This window comes from Streptomyces sp. NPDC026394, from assembly GCF_055567735.1.
The window spans coordinates 60,925-76,511 of record NZ_JBVHPX010000033.1 but is presented as its reverse complement, the minus strand read 5'-3'; the positions used below and the strand labels follow the sequence as shown (position 1 = coordinate 76,511).

Here is a 15,587-nt window from a genome sequence, read left to right as displayed (position 1 = left end):
CGAACTCGTGCCCGTCCGCCCGATGACCTGCTGAACCAACCACCAGCCGAACCTCCAGGCCAACACGCCTCACGACCAATCGCGGGAGAGCCCGTAAATCCGTGCGGGCTCCGGACTTCGCGACCGCTGACGGCCCGCGCTCCCGTGCCGTCAGCGGTCGCAGATCGGGGCGTACGGGACATCGGGCAGCAACTCCCGCCAGCGCGCGGGTCCGGTCCTGCCCACCAGCGGGCAGATGCGCCCGGCCACCCGGCGCGCGTCCAGGTCCCACAGGCGTACGGAGCCGTCCGCGCCGGTGCTGGCGAGGGTCCTGCCGTCCGGCGCGTAGGCCACCGACCACACCACGTCGGTGTGCCCGGTGAGCGTCGCGGCCTGGAGACGGGCGGCGGTGTCCCAGACGCGTACGGTGCCGTCGAACCCGACCGTGGCCAACTGCCGCCCGCGCGGCGCGAACGCGATGTCGCGCACCGAACCGGTGTGGCCGCGCAGCACTCCGGTGGCGCGGTGCCGCCGCAGGTCCCACAGGCGCACCGTGCGGTCGTTGCCCGCCGAGGCGAGCACCCGCCCGTCCGCGCTGAAGGCCACCGCCCACACCGCACCCGTGTGCCCGCGCAGGACGGCGACCTGGCGGTGCGTGGCGGCGTCCCACAGCCGTACCGTACGGTCGTCGCTCGCGCTGGCCAGCAGCCGTCCGTCCGGGCTGAACGCCACGCCGTTGACGAAGTCGTCGTGCTGGGTCAGGACGGTCGAGCCGCCCCGCGCGAGGTCCCACAGCCGGACCGTGCCGTCCTCGCTCGCCCCCGCCAGTTGCCGTCCGCCGGGGGAGAACGCGACCGCGAACACCGCCCCGCGCGCCCCGGTCAGGACGCGCTCGCGGCTGCCGCTCGCCGCGTCCCACAGCCGTACGGTCCCGTCGGCCCCGGCGGTCGCGAACGTGCGGCCGTTCCGGCTGTAGGCCAGCCCCCGCACCGGGCCGTGGTGGCCGCCCAGCGGCGGCCCCAGTTGCGTACGGGACCGTACGTCCCACCGCTGGACCGAGCCGTCGGTGCCCGCGGCGGCCAGCCGCCGCCCGCCGGGCGCGAAGGCGACGGCGGACCGGCCGGAGACCGGCCGGGCGGTCAGCGCCGCGCCGGACGGGTTCCACAGGGCGAGGGTCCGGTCGAAGCTGCCGGTGGCCAGGGTGCGGCCGTCCGGGGCGAAGGCGACGGCGAGCACATAGTCGCTGTGCCCGGTGAAGGCGGCGACGGTACGCCGGGTGGCGACCTCCCACAGGCGTGCGGAGCCGTCGCCGGAGGCGGACGCGAGGGTGTCGCCGTCGGGGCTGAACGCGAGGGCGTTGATGTCGTCGTTGTGGCCGGTGAGCCGCCCCGAGACGGTCATGTCACGGGTGTCGTACAGCGTCACCGTGCGGTCCGTGCCGCCGACGGCGAGTGTCGTGCTGTCCGGGCTGAAGGCCACGGCGACGACTCCGCTGCCGTGCCCGGCGCGGTCGGCCAGGACGGTGGGGGAGGCGGGGCGGTCGGCGTCGGACAGGGCGCTGCCGGGCACGGAGGCGGTCAGGGAGCGCGGCAGCCGCCACACCCGGACCCGGCCGTTGGCGTCGCCGCGGGCCAGCAGGCGCCCGTCCGGGCTGAACGCCACCTTGCCGCTCGCGCCGCCTCCCAGGCCGGGCAGGCGGGCCGTCCGCCGCATGCCGGGCGCGTTCCACAGGGTCACGCTGCCGCCGGGGCCGGTGGCGGCGAGGACCTGCGTACGGGCCGTACCGGCTGCGCCACCTGCGCCGGCCGGGTCAGGCGTACCGGTCGCACCGGCCGAACCAGGCGCAGCAGCCGGACCGGCCGCCTCGCCCCGTACGCCCGGACCGGCCGGCGCGAAGGCCACCTCCCCGCCCGGGCCCGCGCCGGGCACCGTGGTGACCGGGGCCCCGCGGCCGGTGTCCCGTACCCGTACCGAGCCGTCCGCGGCGCCCGCCGCGAGCAGCCCGCCGTCCGGGCTGAAGGCCACACCGCGGATCCGCGTCGCCCCCGCCCGGATCGCGGTGCCCAGCGGACGGCGGGTGCGGGGGTCCCATAGCCGTACCGTGCCGTCCGAGGCCCCGCCTGCCAGCAGGCCCCCGTCCGGGCTGAACGCGACGGCGTTGACCGGGCCCTGATGCCCCGTCAGGCGACCCGCGAACGGTCGCGCCTGAGTGCTCAGCAGCGCGCTGCGGGAGGCGGGGGACGGGCGCAGCCGGTACGCCTCGGCGGCGAGCAGTATGGCCGCCTCGGGCTGCCCGGTGGCCACCTGGCCCGAGCGGGCGGCCAGTTCACCGGCGTACGCGTCGAGGCGGCCGGTCTCCGCCGTACGCCACTGCTGGACCGCCAGCACCCCCGCGCACACGGCGAGGACGAGCAGTACGGCCAGGGTGCCGGCGAGCCTGCGGCGGCGGCGCACCCGGCGGCGCCCGGCCCGCGCCGCGGCCGCCTCGCGCGCCTGCGACGCGTCGAGGAACTCCTCCTCCAGCGGGCTGAGCCCGGCGTCCTCCCCCTGCTGCCCGGCCCACTCGCGGGCCACCGCCAGCCGGGTGCCCCGGTACAGCCCCGCCGCCTCCCGCCCCTCCCGCTTCCACGCCCCGGCCGCCTCCGAGAGCCGCTGGTGGACGACGAGCCCGGCCCGGTCGGCCCGGATCCAGCCGCGCAGCCGCGGCCAGGCCCGCAGCAGCGCCTCGTGGGTGATCTCCACGGTGTCCGCGTCCAGGGTCAGCAGCCGGGCGCGCACGAAGACGTCGATCACGGCGGCGGTCTTCTCCGGGTCCGGCAGATGCTCCAGCAGCCGCTCGCGCGGCACCCGCCGACGGGTCTCGCCCGCGATCTCACCGACCTGCACCAGCCGCAGCAGCACCTGCCGCGCCGCCCGCCGCTCGGCCGGGTCCAGCGTGGCGTGCACCCGCTCGGCGGTGGTGGCGACGGCGCCGTGCAGGCCGCCGGTCAGGCGGTATCCGGCGACGGTGAGGGTGCGGCCGGTGCGCTGCTGCCAGGTGCCGAGCAGGGCGTGCGCCAGCAGGGGCAGTGCCCCGCCGATCACCGGGCCGTCGTCCTCGTGGAGGCCCAGATCGGACAGGAGCAGCTCTTCGAGGCCCGGTTCCAGCTCCAGCCCGGCCTCCCGGGCGGGCCGGACGATCGCCGCACGCACCTCCGGTACGGACATGGGCCGCAGCGCGAAGATCCCGGCGGACAGGGCCGGGGCGAGCGAGGGGTGGTCCAGGCACTGGCCGTAGAAATCGGCGCGTACGCAGAGGACCACGGCGCACGGGGCGTCCCGCGCGGCCGCGCAGAGCGCCGCGACGAACGCCCGCCGCTCGCGGGGGTCCTCGCAGGCGGTGAAGACCTCCTCGAACTGGTCGACGACGAGGACCAGGCGCGGGTGGGCGCCGAGGGCGGCGCGGACGGCGGCGGGGCATTGTCCGGGGGCGTCGGCCAGGACGTCGGCCAGGGCTTCGGCGGACCGGCCCTCGTCGGCGGCCGGATCGAGACGGGCCGGGGGCGGTCCCGGAGCCGCGGAGACTTCCGCCGTACCTGTAGCCGTACCTGTACCTGTACCTGTACCCGTACCCGTACTCGCACCCGCACCCGCACCCGCACCCCTGACCGTGTCCGGATTCGGCGCCGCGGCCCCCGGCCCGGCCAGCGCCGCGGCCAGTCCGGTGAGCGGATGCGGGCCGGGCGTCAGGACACGTACCGCCCAGTGCCGGGAGCCGGGCAGGGCGCCGGCGCGCAGGGCGGGCAGCAGGCCGGCGCGGAGCAGGGAGGACTTGCCGGCGCCGGACGGGGCCGCCACGACGAGCGGACCCGCGGCCTCCAGGCGTTCGGCGAGGCGGCCGACCAGTGCGGCGGTGGCGCGTTCCCGGCCGAAGAACCAGGGGGCGTCCTCGGCGGTGTAGGCGGCGAGTCCCGGGTACGGACAGCGGTCGCCGGGCGTGCGGGCGGACAGCAGCCGGGTGAGCGCGCCGTCCGCGGCCAGCGCCGCGTCGCAGCGACGGGCGACGTCGCCGGTCGGCGGCTTCTCACCGTTCTCGATCTTGCTGAGATAGCCCTTGCTGTAGTGCACCAGCTGCGCCAGGGTCCGGAGGGAGACCTCCCGCTCCCGCCGCAGCCGCCGCAGCGCGTCCCCGAACTCCTCCGGCATACAGGCCCCCACGCCTCGTGCGGGCGGCCGGGCGCCCGGGCCGCCCGCACCGCGCCGGTGATGTTACGCAGGGGCGTTCCGTCCGGGCCGGGGAAGACGGAAGAAGCACCGAAAGGGGTGAAACGGGGTGCGCCGCGCGCGGGCGCACGGCGCACGCGATGGGGAACGCTCCCCATGGGGCGTCCCGCCGATCCCGTCGCCGGAGGGTGTTGACCTGCGAACTCGGCCCGGATAGCTTCGCTCTACGGATTGTGGATTCCGTAAAGCGGAAAAGTGAGGCAGCGCTTACGTGGTGGGCGCGAGCACAGGGAGGGTGCCGGATGGGGCAGCACGAGACGGTGGCGACAAGTCTCGCGGACACCGTACGCGAGGAGATCGGAGCCGCCCTCGCGGAGGTCGACGCGGACCTCGCGCGGCGCTACCCGGGCGATCCCGGCACCCGGCAGCCGGTCCACACGGTCTACGTCCCCGGCGACGTGTTCAGCGCGGGCACCGTCCGCGAGTGGGGCGACGCCGCCCTCGCCGCGCTCGACGAGCACGCCCCGGACGCGGCGGCGTTCGCCGGCGTCCTGGGCATACCCGACGACCTCGCGGAGCCGGTGTACGAGCGGGTGCGGGCCAAGCTGGAACGCGAACCCGTCGAGGACCTGCGCATCGACTTCGAGGACGGCTACGGCCTCCGCCCGGACGCCGAGGAGGACGCGGCCGCCGTCCGCGCCGCCGCCCTCGTCGCGGCCGCCCACCGGGACGGCACCGCCGCACCCTGCACGGGCATCCGCATGAAGTGCATGGAGGTCGCCGTCCGCGACCGCGGCATCCGCACCCTCGACCTCTTCCTCACCGGCCTGATGGCGGCCGGCGGCCTTCCGGACGGCCTGGTGCTGACCCTGCCCAAGGTCACCTACCCCGAGCAGGTCACCGCGATGGTGCGGCTGCTGGCGGCGTTCGAGAGGACCCACGGCCTGCCGGCCGGGCGGATCGGGTTCGAGATCCAGATCGAGACCACCCAGTCCATCCTGGGCGCCGACGGCCGCGCCACCGTCGCCCGCCTGATCGAGGCCGCCGAGGGCCGCGCCACCTCCCTGCACTACGGCACCTTCGACTACAGCGCCTCCTGCGGCGTCAGCGCCGCCCACCAGGCACTGGACCACCCGGCGGCCGACCACGCCAAGGCCGTGATGCAGGTCGCCGCCGCGGGCACCGGCGTCCGCCTCTCCGACGGCTCGACCAACGTCCTCCCGGTGGGCGCGACCACACAGGTCCACGACGCCTGGCGGCTGCACCACGGCCTGGTGCGCCGCTCGCTGGCCCGCGCGTACTACCAGGGCTGGGACATGCACCCCGCGCACCTGCCCACCCGCTACGCCGCCGTCTACACCTTCTACCGCGAGGGCCTGGAGCAGGCCGCGGCCCGGCTGGCCGCGTACGTGGCCAAGGCGGGCGGCGACGTGATGGACGAGCCCGCGACCGCCAAGGCGCTCAGCGGCTACCTGCTGCGCGGCCTGGACTGCGGCGCCGTCGACACCGCCGAGGTCGCCCGCCTGACCGGGCTCACCCGCGCCGACCTCGACGGCCTCGCGGGCCGGCCGGCACCGAACGCCTGACGGCCCTCCGGGGGCCGGATCTCACCAGCGGCGTACGGCCCTGCCGTGCGCCGCACAGGTGTGCCTGGACGCCTGTGCCCGGCCCCCGATCGCCGGGGGCGCCGGGGGCGAAAACGACAAAGGCAAGGAGTTCTGCCACTCCTTGCCACTCTCAACTTATAGCGCACAGGGGGGCTTGCGGCAAGGCCCCGGTCGTACCGCAGAATCTCTGGCCTAGGCCAGAACCTGCGGAATTGGGGGATACGCGAAGTGCGTGTGTTGTTGCCGGTGTACGGGGTGTGCGAGGCGCAGCCCGCCGCCCGGCAGACCTCCGCGGGTGCGGCCCAGGATCGGAGCTGACACCATGAATTCCCTGACCACCACCAGTGTGTTCGCCCTCCCCGCCCGACTCGCCGCCAAGGCCGACCCGCGGCTGACGGCGGCCGACGAGCGGCACTTCGCGGCCATCGCGGAGAGCCTGGAACAGACCGTCGGCGAACTGTCCGCCCGCCTCGACGCCGAACTCAAGGCGCCCGGCGGCACCGGCCGGCAGGCGATGGACCGCGACGCGGAGGTGCACCGGCTGACCGCACGCCTGCGCACCCTGCGCCGCTTCGGCCTCGACCTGTGCCTCGGCCGCATGGTCGGCGAGGACGGCGCCGAGCCCGTGTACGTCGGACGCCTCGGCCTCACCGACAGCGCGGGCCGCCGGCTGCTGGTCGACTGGCGCTCCCCGGCGGCCGAACCGTTCTTCGGAGCCACCCACGCCGACCCGATGGGCCTGACGAGCCGCCGCAGGTACCGCTGGACCCGCGGCCGGATCAGCGACTACTGGGACGAGGTCTTCACCGCGGACGGGCTCGAAGGGCACGCCGCGCTCGACGACCACTCCGCCTTCGTCGCCAGCCTGGGCAGCAACCGTTCGGCCCGCATGCGCGACGTGCTCGGCACCGTCCAGGCCGACCAGGACGCCATCATCCGGGCGAGCTCCCGCGGCGCCCTCGTCGTCGACGGCGGCCCGGGCACCGGCAAGACCGTCGTCGCCCTGCACCGCTCCGCCTACCTCCTCTACTCCGACCCCCGCCTCGGGCACCGCCGCGGCGGCGTGCTGTTCGTCGGCCCGCATCAGCCCTACCTGTCCTACGTCGCCGACGTCCTCCCCAGCCTCGGAGAGGAGGGCGTACAGACCTGCACCCTGCGCGACCTCGTGGCCGAAGGCGCCGCCGCGACCGTCGAGACCGACCCGGAGGCGGCCGCCCTGAAGGCGTCCGTGCGCATGGTGCAGGCGATCGAGACGGCCGTCAGGTTCTACGAGGAGCCGCCTGCCGAGGGCATGACGGTCTCGACCCCTTGGGCCGACGTCCGGCTGACCGCCGACGACTGGGCCGAGGCGTTCGAAGCACCGGAACCAGGCACCCCGCACAACGAAGCACGCGAGCAGATATGGGAGGCCCTGCTCGCGATCCTGACGGACAAGCACGACGGCGAGGCCCCGGCCGACCAGCTCCGCGCGGCGCTCCAGCACGACAAGGAGCTGCTGAGGGCCCTCTACCGCGCATGGCCGCTGCTCGAAGCGGCCGACCTCGTCTCGGACCTGTGGACGGTACCCGCCTACCTCCGGCTGTGCGCTCCCTGGCTCAGCCGCGACGACATCCGCACCCTGCAACGCGCGGACGCCCAGGCGTGGACGGTCTCCGACCTGCCGCTCCTGGACGCGGCGCGGCAGCGGCTCGGCGACCCGGAAGCGTCGTTGCGCAAGCGCCGGCACGCCGCCGCCCTCGCCGCCCAGCGCGAGTGCATGACACAGGTCGTCGACAATCTGATCGGGGCCGCGGCCGACTCCGGCGCCGACGGTGACGACGGCGAAGGCCTGGTGGTGATGTTGCGCGGCGAGGACGCCCGGGCCGACCTGGTCGACGAGACCGCGCTTCCCACCGCCGAACCGGACCTGCTGGCCGGCCCGTTCGCCCACATCGTGGTGGACGAGGCCCAGGAACTGACCGACGCGGAATGGCAGATGCTGCTGCTCCGCTGCCCGTCCCGGAGCTTCACCATCGTCGGCGACCGTGCCCAGGCCCGGCACGGATTCACCGAGCCGTGGCAGGAACGCCTGGCACGCGTCGGGCTGGACCGGACCGACGTGGCCTCCCTGAACATCAACTACCGCACGCCGCAAGAAGTGATGACGGAGGCAGAGCCCGTCATCCGGGCCGCCCTCCCGGACGCCAACGTCCCCACCTCCGTCCGCAGCACCGGCATCCCCGTCACCCACGCCCCCGTCACGGACCGGGACGCGATCCTCGATGCCTGGCTCACCACCCACGACGACGGCATCGCCTGCGTCATCGGCGACCCCTCCTTCCCGGCCACACCCCGCGTCCGGTCGTTGACCCCGGAGCTTGCGAAGGGGCTGGAGTTCGACCTGGTCGTCCTGGTCGATCCGGAAAAGTTCGGCGAGGGGGTGCGGGGAGCGGTGGACCGGTACGTGGCGATGTCCCGGGCGACGCAGCGGCTGGTCGTTCTGACGAGTTCCGCTGCTTAGCCTCCCTTGAGGGGCCAGGCGCTCCGGCTCCATGGCGTCATCGGTCTCCAGCGTCAGCAGAGAGCTTTCGACGGCACGGCGGAGCAAGGATCGTGTGTCGCCCCGGTCGGTCTTTTCGAGGAGTGGACCCGGACGGCGCACCGACGGCCGACCGCCCCCTGGGGCTGGGGGGGTTGAGTGACCACGGGCGCGCCGTGACGTTTCAGCGCGCGCGTCCGCCGGGCGCCGGTCCGGTCGGGAGCGCCCGGCTCGTACGGCTGTGTGCGTGACCTGCGGGCCCACGCCGCCCAGCACGCGCCGAGCCGGGACAGCCGGAGTGCGGTCTTCGGTTCGGTCGCGCCGGACCTGGTGCCGGGGGCACTCAGCCGTCCGTGGGCGGGGGCAGTTCGCCCGAGCCGCGCGGGACGAGGCGGGTGGGGATCTCCTGACGCTGCGGCGGGATCTCGGTACCGTCCAGGCGGCGGAAGAGCATCGTGGCGGCGGTACGGCCGAGGCGCGCGGCGTCCTGCGCCACGACCGTGATCGCGGGGGACACCAGGTCGGCCAGCTCGAAGTCGTCGAAGCCCACCAGGGCGACCGGGCGCGGATGTTCGGCGAGCACCCGCACCGCGGTGACCGTGACCCGGTTGTTGCCCGCGAACAGCGCGGTGACCGGGCGCGGCCCGTCCAGCATGGCGGTGGCCGCGAACCGCACCCGGTCGGGCGCGGTCGACCCGAGGGAGACCCACGACTCGTCGACGGCCAGTCCGGCCGCGGCCATCGCCGTACGGTAGCCGCGCAGCCGCTCCCCGGCGGTGTGGATGCGCGGCTGGTCGCCGATGAAGCCGATCCGGCGGTGGCCGTGCGCGATCAGGTGCGCGACCGCGTCGCGGGCGCCGCCGAAACTGTCGGAGAGCACCGTGTCCGCCTCGATCCGGCCCGCCGGGCGGTCCACGAAGACGGTGGCGACGCCCGCCGCGATCTCCGGCTCCAGGTAGCGGTGGTCGTCACCGGCCGGAATGATCACCAGGCCGTCCACCCGGCGCGCGCACAGGGCCAGGACCAGCTCCTGCTCGCGTGCCGGGTCCTCGGCGCTGGACCCGTTGATCAGCAGCGCGCCGTGGTCCCGGGCGACCTCCTCGACGGCGCGGCTGAGCGGCCCGTAGAACGGGTCGGCGAGGTCCTCCAGGACCAGGCCGATGCTGGCGGTGCGGCCCTTGCGCAGGATGCGGGCCGAGTCGTTGCGGCGGAAGCCGAGGGCGGTGATGGCGTCCTGGACGCGGCGCTCGGTCTCGGGGGTGACGCCGGGCTCGCCGTTGACCACCCGGGAGACCGTCTTCAGACCGACGCCGGCCCGGGCCGCGACGTCCTTCATCGTGGGCCGGCTGCCGTAGCGACGGGAGGTGCCCCGGGCGGTGTCGGTCACGTGCGCGGTCCTGATTCTGTCGGCGGTGAGGGAAAGTGGGGGAGTGGGGAAAGGCGGGGGAGCGGTGGCCGGGCGGTCCCGAGAGGGCCGCGGCTCCGGTGCTCGCTCCGGTTGTTGCTGGAGAGACGGGCGGGATGGGTGTGGCGGTTCCCCCTCCGGTACGCCGATGATGGCTGTGGCGGTGTCCGGAGGGCCGGTGCGTGCGGCCGACCGGCGGGACCGTCCGGCGGCACCGCACGACGACGTGCGGCACGGCGTCGAGCATAACCTCTGGACAACGTTGTCAATCAGCACGAGACTGGCGTTCCCGTGCCGGGTCCACGCACCCCGGCCCAGGCGCCCCACCAGGAGATTCGACACCGATGCAGACGGACCTGAGCGCAGCGCTGGACATCGGCGGCACCAAGATCGCCGGCGCGCTGGTGGACGAGCACGGCAGGCTGCTCGTCCGCACCACCCGGCCCACGCCCGCCGACCGGGACGGCACCACCGTCCTGCGCGCGCTGGCCGAGGTGGTGGGCGAGCTGACCGCCCACCCCGAGTGGGCCAGGGTGGCCGCCGTCGGCATCGGCAGCGCGGGCCCGGTGGACGCCAGGCGCGGCACGGTCAGCCCGGTCAACATCCCCGGCTGGCGGGACTTCCCGGTCGTCGCCGAAGTACGGGACCTGGTCGGAGCGCGCCCCGTCGTCCTGGTGGGCGACGGCGTGGCCATGACCGCCGCCGAGCACTGGCAGGGCGCCGCCCGCGGCTACGCGAACGCCCTGTGCATGGTGGTCTCCACCGGCGTCGGCGGCGGCCTGGTCCTGAACGGCCGGCTGCACCCGGGCCCCACCGGAAACGCCGGCCACATCGGACACATCAGCGTGGACCTCGACGGCGACCCCTGCCCGTGCGGCGCCCGCGGCTGCGTCGAACGCCTCGCCAGCGGCCCCAACATCGCCCGCCGCGCCCTCGAACGCGGCTGGCGGCCGGGCCCGGACGGCGACACCAGCGCCGCCGCCGTGGCCGCCGCGGCCCGCGCGGGTGACCCGGTGGCCCGTCACTCGTTCGAGCGGGCCGCCCAGGCCCTGGCCGCGGGAGTCGCGGCCACCGCCGCGCTCGTCGAGATCGAGATCGTGGTCGTCGGCGGCGGCGTCGCGGGCGCCGGGGACCTCCTCTTCGTCCCCCTGCGCCGCGCCCTGCGCGACTACGCCACGCTCTCCTTCGTCCGCGGCCTCACGGTCGTACCGGCGCAGATGGGCACGGACGCCGGTGTGGTGGGCGCCGCGGCCGCCGCCGCACAACAGTCCCGTCTCGATGCCTTCGCCCCGACCGCCTGAGAGGGCGTACGACGCCCCACGGCCCTCTAGGCTGGTGCCGACCATGGCAGGGGACGAGTGGGGCGAACGGGGCGAGTGGCGTGAATGGTGTGAACGGGCCGGGAGACGTGGGCCGCGGCGGCGAGGGTGGCGACAGCGCTCGTGAAGGGGGCGGTGGCGCCGGGGAGTTGACCGGGCGGCTGCTCGGCGGGCGGTACCGGGTCACCGGGCAGATCGGGCGCGGCGGCATGGGCGTCGTCTGCCGGGCGGTGGACGAGGTGCTGAGCCGGGAAGTCGCCGTGAAGGTGCTGCGCGCCTACACCGACGCGTCCGCGCCGGAGCTGGCCGACCTGCGGACCCGGATGCAGCGCGAGGCACGGGCCGCGGCCCGGGTCCGGCACCCCGGCGTGGTCACCGTGCACGACGTGATCCACGAGGACGGGCGCCCCGTCATCGTCATGGAACTGGTCGACGGCCCGTCGCTGGACGACGCGCTCGACCGGGGCGGCGCCATGGACCCGCGTGAGATCGCCGCCATCGGCGCCAAGGTGATGGACGCGCTGGACGCCGCCCACCAGGTGGGCGTGCTGCACCGGGACGTCAAGCCCGGCAACGTCCTGCTGGAGCGCTGGGACCGGCGGGCGGACCGCCCGGACGCCGGGGTCGGCCGTGTGGTGCTCACCGACTTCGGCATCGCCAGCATCGAGGCGCCCGACGACGGGGCCAGCACCCACCTCACCCGCAGCGGCGAACTCGTCGGTTCGCTCGACTACCTGCCGCCCGAGCGCGCCCAGGGGCAGCCGCCGTCGCCCGCCTCGGACATCTGGTCGCTGGGCATGACGCTGTACGCGGCGGTGGAGGGCAGCGGAGCGCCGTTCCGCCGGACATCGGTCTGGTCGACCCTGACGGCGATCGTCTCCGAACCGCTGCCCGCGCCGCGCCGCGCCGGGCCGCTGACGCCCGTACTGCACGCGCTGATGGCCAAGGACCCGGCCGCCCGGCCGAGCGCGGCCGAGGCGCGGGCCCTGCTGACGGCGGTGGCCGACGGGCGCGACACGGTGCGGCTGGGGATGGCGCCGGGGGCGGGTACGGGAGCGGGTGAGGGTACGGGGCCGGGTACGCAGCCGGGCCCAGGTCCAGGTCCAGGCCCGGGTGCGGGTCCAGGCCCGGGTACAGGTACAGGCACGGACCCGGGTACGTCGTGGACGCCGACCGCGGCGGATATCCCGGCGGCGCCCTTGCCGTCGCCGCCAGGCGGTCAGGCACCGACCGGGCCGGTCAGCGGTCAGCCGCTCGCCGGCCCGGTCGGCGGCCGGGCGTCCACCGGCCCGGTTCCCGCCGGAAACCCGGGGGAACGGGAGACCAGTACCGTGGCGGCCACCGGCACCGGCACCGCCACGCCTCCGTCCGGGCGCGGACGCCGTACCGCCGTGCTCACCGCCGCCGCTGTGGCGGCCGTCCTGGTGGCGGGTGGGGGAGTGACGTACGGGCTGATGGCCCGGGACTCCGGCGGTACGGTCGCCGAGCGGCGGCCGGGCGCCCCCGCACGGGAACAGGAGCAGGCCGCGCGGACGGACGCGTCGGGCACGCCGAGGGAGGCCGGGGACGCCAAGCCGGGCGACGAGGCGACCGGGAAGGACGAGAACGGGCGGAGTGCGGCGCCCGCCACCTCGGGCGAGCCGTCGAAGGGTGCCGCGTCCGGGAAGCCGAAGCCCGGCGGCGCCCCCGGCAACGGCAAGGACGGCGACGGGGGAGCGGCGGCCGGCGGTACGGGAGGCAGGGGCGACGGCGGGCCGGGCGGCAGTGACGGTTCCGCGTCCGGCGGCGGGTCCGCCGCCTCGGGCGGTGGCGGCGCCGTCGGCGGGACCGGTGGCGTACCGGAGCCCAGCTCGTGCGCGCCGATCGGCGGCGGCAAGGTCAACTGCCAGGTGTGGCGCACGGCCGCCTCGTACACCGGCTCCTTCCAGCACGTCGGCACGTTGAACGCGGGCACCAACTACTTCTACTGCCAGGCGAACCTGGGCCGCCGGGAGACGTACGGCCGGTGGACCAACACCTGGTGGGCGAAGACGGACGACGACAGCGGCAACAGCGGCGTGTACGTCAGCGCCGTGTACCTCAAGGGCGGCCGGAACGACGCGCCGGTCCCCGGCCTGCCGATCTGCTGACCCGGCCGTACGGAAGGGACCGGGCCGGTACCGGGCGCCGAGTACCGGCCGAGTCCGGGCGCCGAGGACCGGCCGGTCCCCGCCACCGAGGACCGGCCGGACCCGGACGACGCCGTGAGCCGGGCGGACCGTGCGGCCCGCCCGGCCGGTGTGCGGTGTGCGCCGAACGCCCGCGTCAGCAGGTGAACTTCGCGTCGGCCCAGTCGCCGTGGTCGTAGAAGAAGCCGTCGCCGGCGTCCTGCACGACCAGCCGTACGGTGCCCGCCCCGGTGACCGCGGCGCTGATCGCCTTCGCCGGGTCGGTGCCGGTCAGTCTGCCGCTCTCGGCGACCTTCCGCCCGTCGGCCCACACCTCGAAGGTGACCGTCCCCTGGTCGCCGGTCTCGTCGTCCACGCCGACCTGCGCGCTGAACGCCGAGCACTTCCCGCCCGTGTAGTACGTGATCTCGCTGGGCGCGTGGGTGCCCAGCCCCTTGGCGTACGGCACGCCGCCGATGGTGATCGGCGTCCCGTCACCGGGCCGCTGCCCGCCCACGCTCATGTCCTTCTCCACCGGCCCGTAACCGTTGGTGGCGGAGAGCCAGGTCAGGTCGCTGGCGTACGAGGTGCCGGCGGGCGGCGCCTGGACGGCGGTGACCGCGAACGGCAGCGTCAGGGTCACCCGCTGCCCGCGCGTCGAGCGGTAGTCGGTGGTCAGCGTCAGCTCGTACGGTCCGGGCCTGGTCCCCGCGAGCGGCGATATCTTCCACGCGGTGGCCAGTTCCTTGCCCGGGGGCAGGACCTGGGTGCCGGTGGACGTGACCGGCTCGACGCGCCAGCCCTGCGGGCCTTTGAGGTCGACCTTGACGTCCAGCGCGGGGGTGCGGCCCAGGTTGCGGGTGAGGGTGGCGATCCGGGCCTCCTTGCCGACCTCGATCGGCGCGACGCCGTCCGCCGCGGTGTCGAGGGCCGGCGGGTACTGCGCCCAGTGGCGGTCGGCGGCGACGCGGTACAGCAGCGTGCCGTGCGCCGGTACGGTCCCGGCGATCTCACCCGCGGTGTGGGTGTTCTCGCCCTTCCACAGGTCGCGCAGCCGGTAGCCGCTCGCCTGCGGCAGGCCCGCCTCCTGGGCCGTGGTGGTGATGTGCTGCGGCCGGTCGGTCTCGTTGAACAGGGCCACCGCCCGGTCGCCGTTGGCCAGCGGCTTGCTCAGGACCCAGCGTCCGCCCTCGGACTTCAGCACCTGGGCCTGCTTGCCCAGCGGGTCCTGGTCGAGCGCGACGACCTCGCGGTTGTCGAGGATGTCGAAGGTAGCCTGCGACGCCTTGCGCAGGTCGGTGCCGATCAGCAGCGGCGCGGCCATCATCGACCACAGCGAGAAGTGGCTGCGGTACTCGGTGTCCGTCATCCCGCCGTTGCCGACCTCCAGCATGTCCGGGTCGTTCCAGTGGCCGGGACCGGCGTACGGCGCCAGCGGCGCGTTCGCCTTGAAGATCGAGACCATGCTGTCCCACACGTCACTGATGTCACCGGTGGTGCGCCACAGGTGCCCGACGTCCGCCGCCCACTCCCACGGCTTGTTCTCGCCCCACTCGCAAATGCTGTAGACGATGGGGCGGCCCGTCGCCTTCAGGGCGTCGCGCATGGTGATGTAGCGCTTCTTCGCGTCCACTCCCTGGTTATTGCAGTTGTCGTATTTCAGGTAGTCCACTCCCCAGTCGGCGAACTGCTGGGCGTCGGAGTACTCATGGCCCAGCGCGCCGGGCATCGCCTGGGCACACGTCGTGGTGCCGGCGCTGGTGTAGATGCCGAACTTCAGGCCCTTGGAGTGGACGTAGTCGGCCAGGGCCTTGATGCCGTTGGGGAAGCGGGTGGTGTCCGGGACCAGTTTTCCGTTCGCGTCCCGCTCCTTCTTGGCCCAGCAGTCGTCCAGGTTCACGTACTCGTAACCGGCGGCCTTCAGTCCCTTCTCGACGAAGATGTCGGCGATCCCCTTGATCATCGCCTCGTTGAAGTCGGCTCCGCAGTGGGTGGAGTTCCAGTTGTTGAAGCCCATGGGGGGCGTCCTGGCCAGGCCGTCGGGCAGTCGCGGGGCGGCGGACACGGCCGTTCCGGCGGAGACGGCCGCGGTGGAAGGGGAGCCGGGCGGACCGTCGGCGGCGTCGGCCGTGCGAGCCGCGGCGGGCAGGGCCGTCACCCCGGCCGAGCACAGGAACGCCGCGGACAGCGCCGCGACGACTCTTCGCCGGGCGCGGCGGGTGGTGAGGGGGGTGTGCGGGCGCATGATTCGCGTCCTCCGTTCGCGGAGAGAGCAGTAAGTCATGTACCGGACAATTGCGAGTGTTTACGGTAAGGCTTGTTGGACTGTGTTGGAAGGCGAAAGGGGAAAATGCGGGAAGGGGCCGCCGAAAGCCTTGACCGATGCCCGAGTTGGGAGTGAGATCCCAG

The 15,587-nt window shown here is 74.8% G+C and carries 7 protein-coding genes; 4 read left to right on the top strand and 3 right to left on the bottom strand.

Going from position 1 to position 15,587, the window contains the following annotated elements:
* Positions 1-150: 150 nt before the first annotated feature.
* Positions 151-4,164, bottom strand: coding sequence for an nSTAND1 domain-containing NTPase (locus ACZ4QV_RS39350; protein ID WP_467764201.1), 4,014 nt, complete (start codon positions 4,162-4,164; stop codon positions 151-153).
* A 320-nt stretch (positions 4,165-4,484) separates the two neighbouring features.
* Here ACZ4QV_RS39350 and ACZ4QV_RS39345 point away from each other — a divergent pair, with 320 nt between their 5' ends.
* Together ACZ4QV_RS39345 and helR are read left to right on the top strand one after the other, a co-directional pair.
* Complete coding sequence (locus ACZ4QV_RS39345) at positions 4,485-5,768, top strand: DUF6986 family protein (protein WP_467764200.1); 1,284 nt, start codon at positions 4,485-4,487, stop codon at positions 5,766-5,768.
* Between the two features lie 343 nt (positions 5,769-6,111).
* Positions 6,112-8,289 (top strand): RNA polymerase recycling motor ATPase HelR, encoded by a 2,178-nt coding sequence (helR, locus tag ACZ4QV_RS39340; protein ID WP_467764199.1) that lies wholly within the window; start codon positions 6,112-6,114, stop codon positions 8,287-8,289.
* A 361-nt stretch (positions 8,290-8,650) separates the two neighbouring features.
* Here the strand turns inward: helR and ACZ4QV_RS39335 are convergent, their stop codons facing one another.
* On the bottom strand, positions 8,651-9,694 hold the full coding sequence (locus tag ACZ4QV_RS39335; RefSeq protein WP_361637570.1) for a LacI family DNA-binding transcriptional regulator: 1,044 nt from the start codon (positions 9,692-9,694) through the stop codon (positions 8,651-8,653).
* A 362-nt stretch (positions 9,695-10,056) separates the two neighbouring features.
* Between ACZ4QV_RS39335 and ACZ4QV_RS39330 the strand changes: the two genes are divergently transcribed.
* Together ACZ4QV_RS39330 and ACZ4QV_RS39325 are read left to right on the top strand one after the other, a co-directional pair.
* Positions 10,057-11,013: an ROK family protein gene (locus ACZ4QV_RS39330; protein WP_361155012.1), complete on the top strand. Its 957-nt coding sequence runs from the start codon at positions 10,057-10,059 to the stop codon at positions 11,011-11,013.
* An 80-nt stretch (positions 11,014-11,093) separates the two neighbouring features.
* Positions 11,094-13,160, top strand: a complete 2,067-nt coding sequence (locus ACZ4QV_RS39325; protein WP_467764198.1) for a serine/threonine-protein kinase — start codon at positions 11,094-11,096, stop codon at positions 13,158-13,160.
* 175 nt (positions 13,161-13,335) lie between these two features.
* Here the strand turns inward: ACZ4QV_RS39325 and ACZ4QV_RS39320 are convergent, their stop codons facing one another.
* Positions 13,336-15,423 (bottom strand): NPCBM/NEW2 domain-containing protein, encoded by a 2,088-nt coding sequence (locus tag ACZ4QV_RS39320; RefSeq protein ID WP_361155014.1) that lies wholly within the window; start codon positions 15,421-15,423, stop codon positions 13,336-13,338.
* Between the last annotated feature and the right edge of the window lie 164 nt (positions 15,424-15,587).

What these genes read in the sequence shown, in the direction of transcription:
- ACZ4QV_RS39350 (WP_467764201.1), bottom strand. Translation starts at nt 4,164, where the DNA reads ATGCCGGAGGAGTTCGGGGACGCGCTGCGGCGGCTGCGGCGGGAGCGG.
- ACZ4QV_RS39345 (WP_467764200.1), top strand. Translation starts at nt 4,485, where the DNA reads ATGGGGCAGCACGAGACGGTGGCGACAAGTCTCGCGGACACCGTACGC.
- helR (WP_467764199.1), top strand. Translation starts at nt 6,112, where the DNA reads ATGAATTCCCTGACCACCACCAGTGTGTTCGCCCTCCCCGCCCGACTC.
- ACZ4QV_RS39330 (WP_361155012.1), top strand. Translation starts at nt 10,057, where the DNA reads ATGCAGACGGACCTGAGCGCAGCGCTGGACATCGGCGGCACCAAGATC.
- ACZ4QV_RS39320 (WP_361155014.1), bottom strand. Translation starts at nt 15,423, where the DNA reads ATGCGCCCGCACACCCCCCTCACCACCCGCCGCGCCCGGCGAAGAGTC.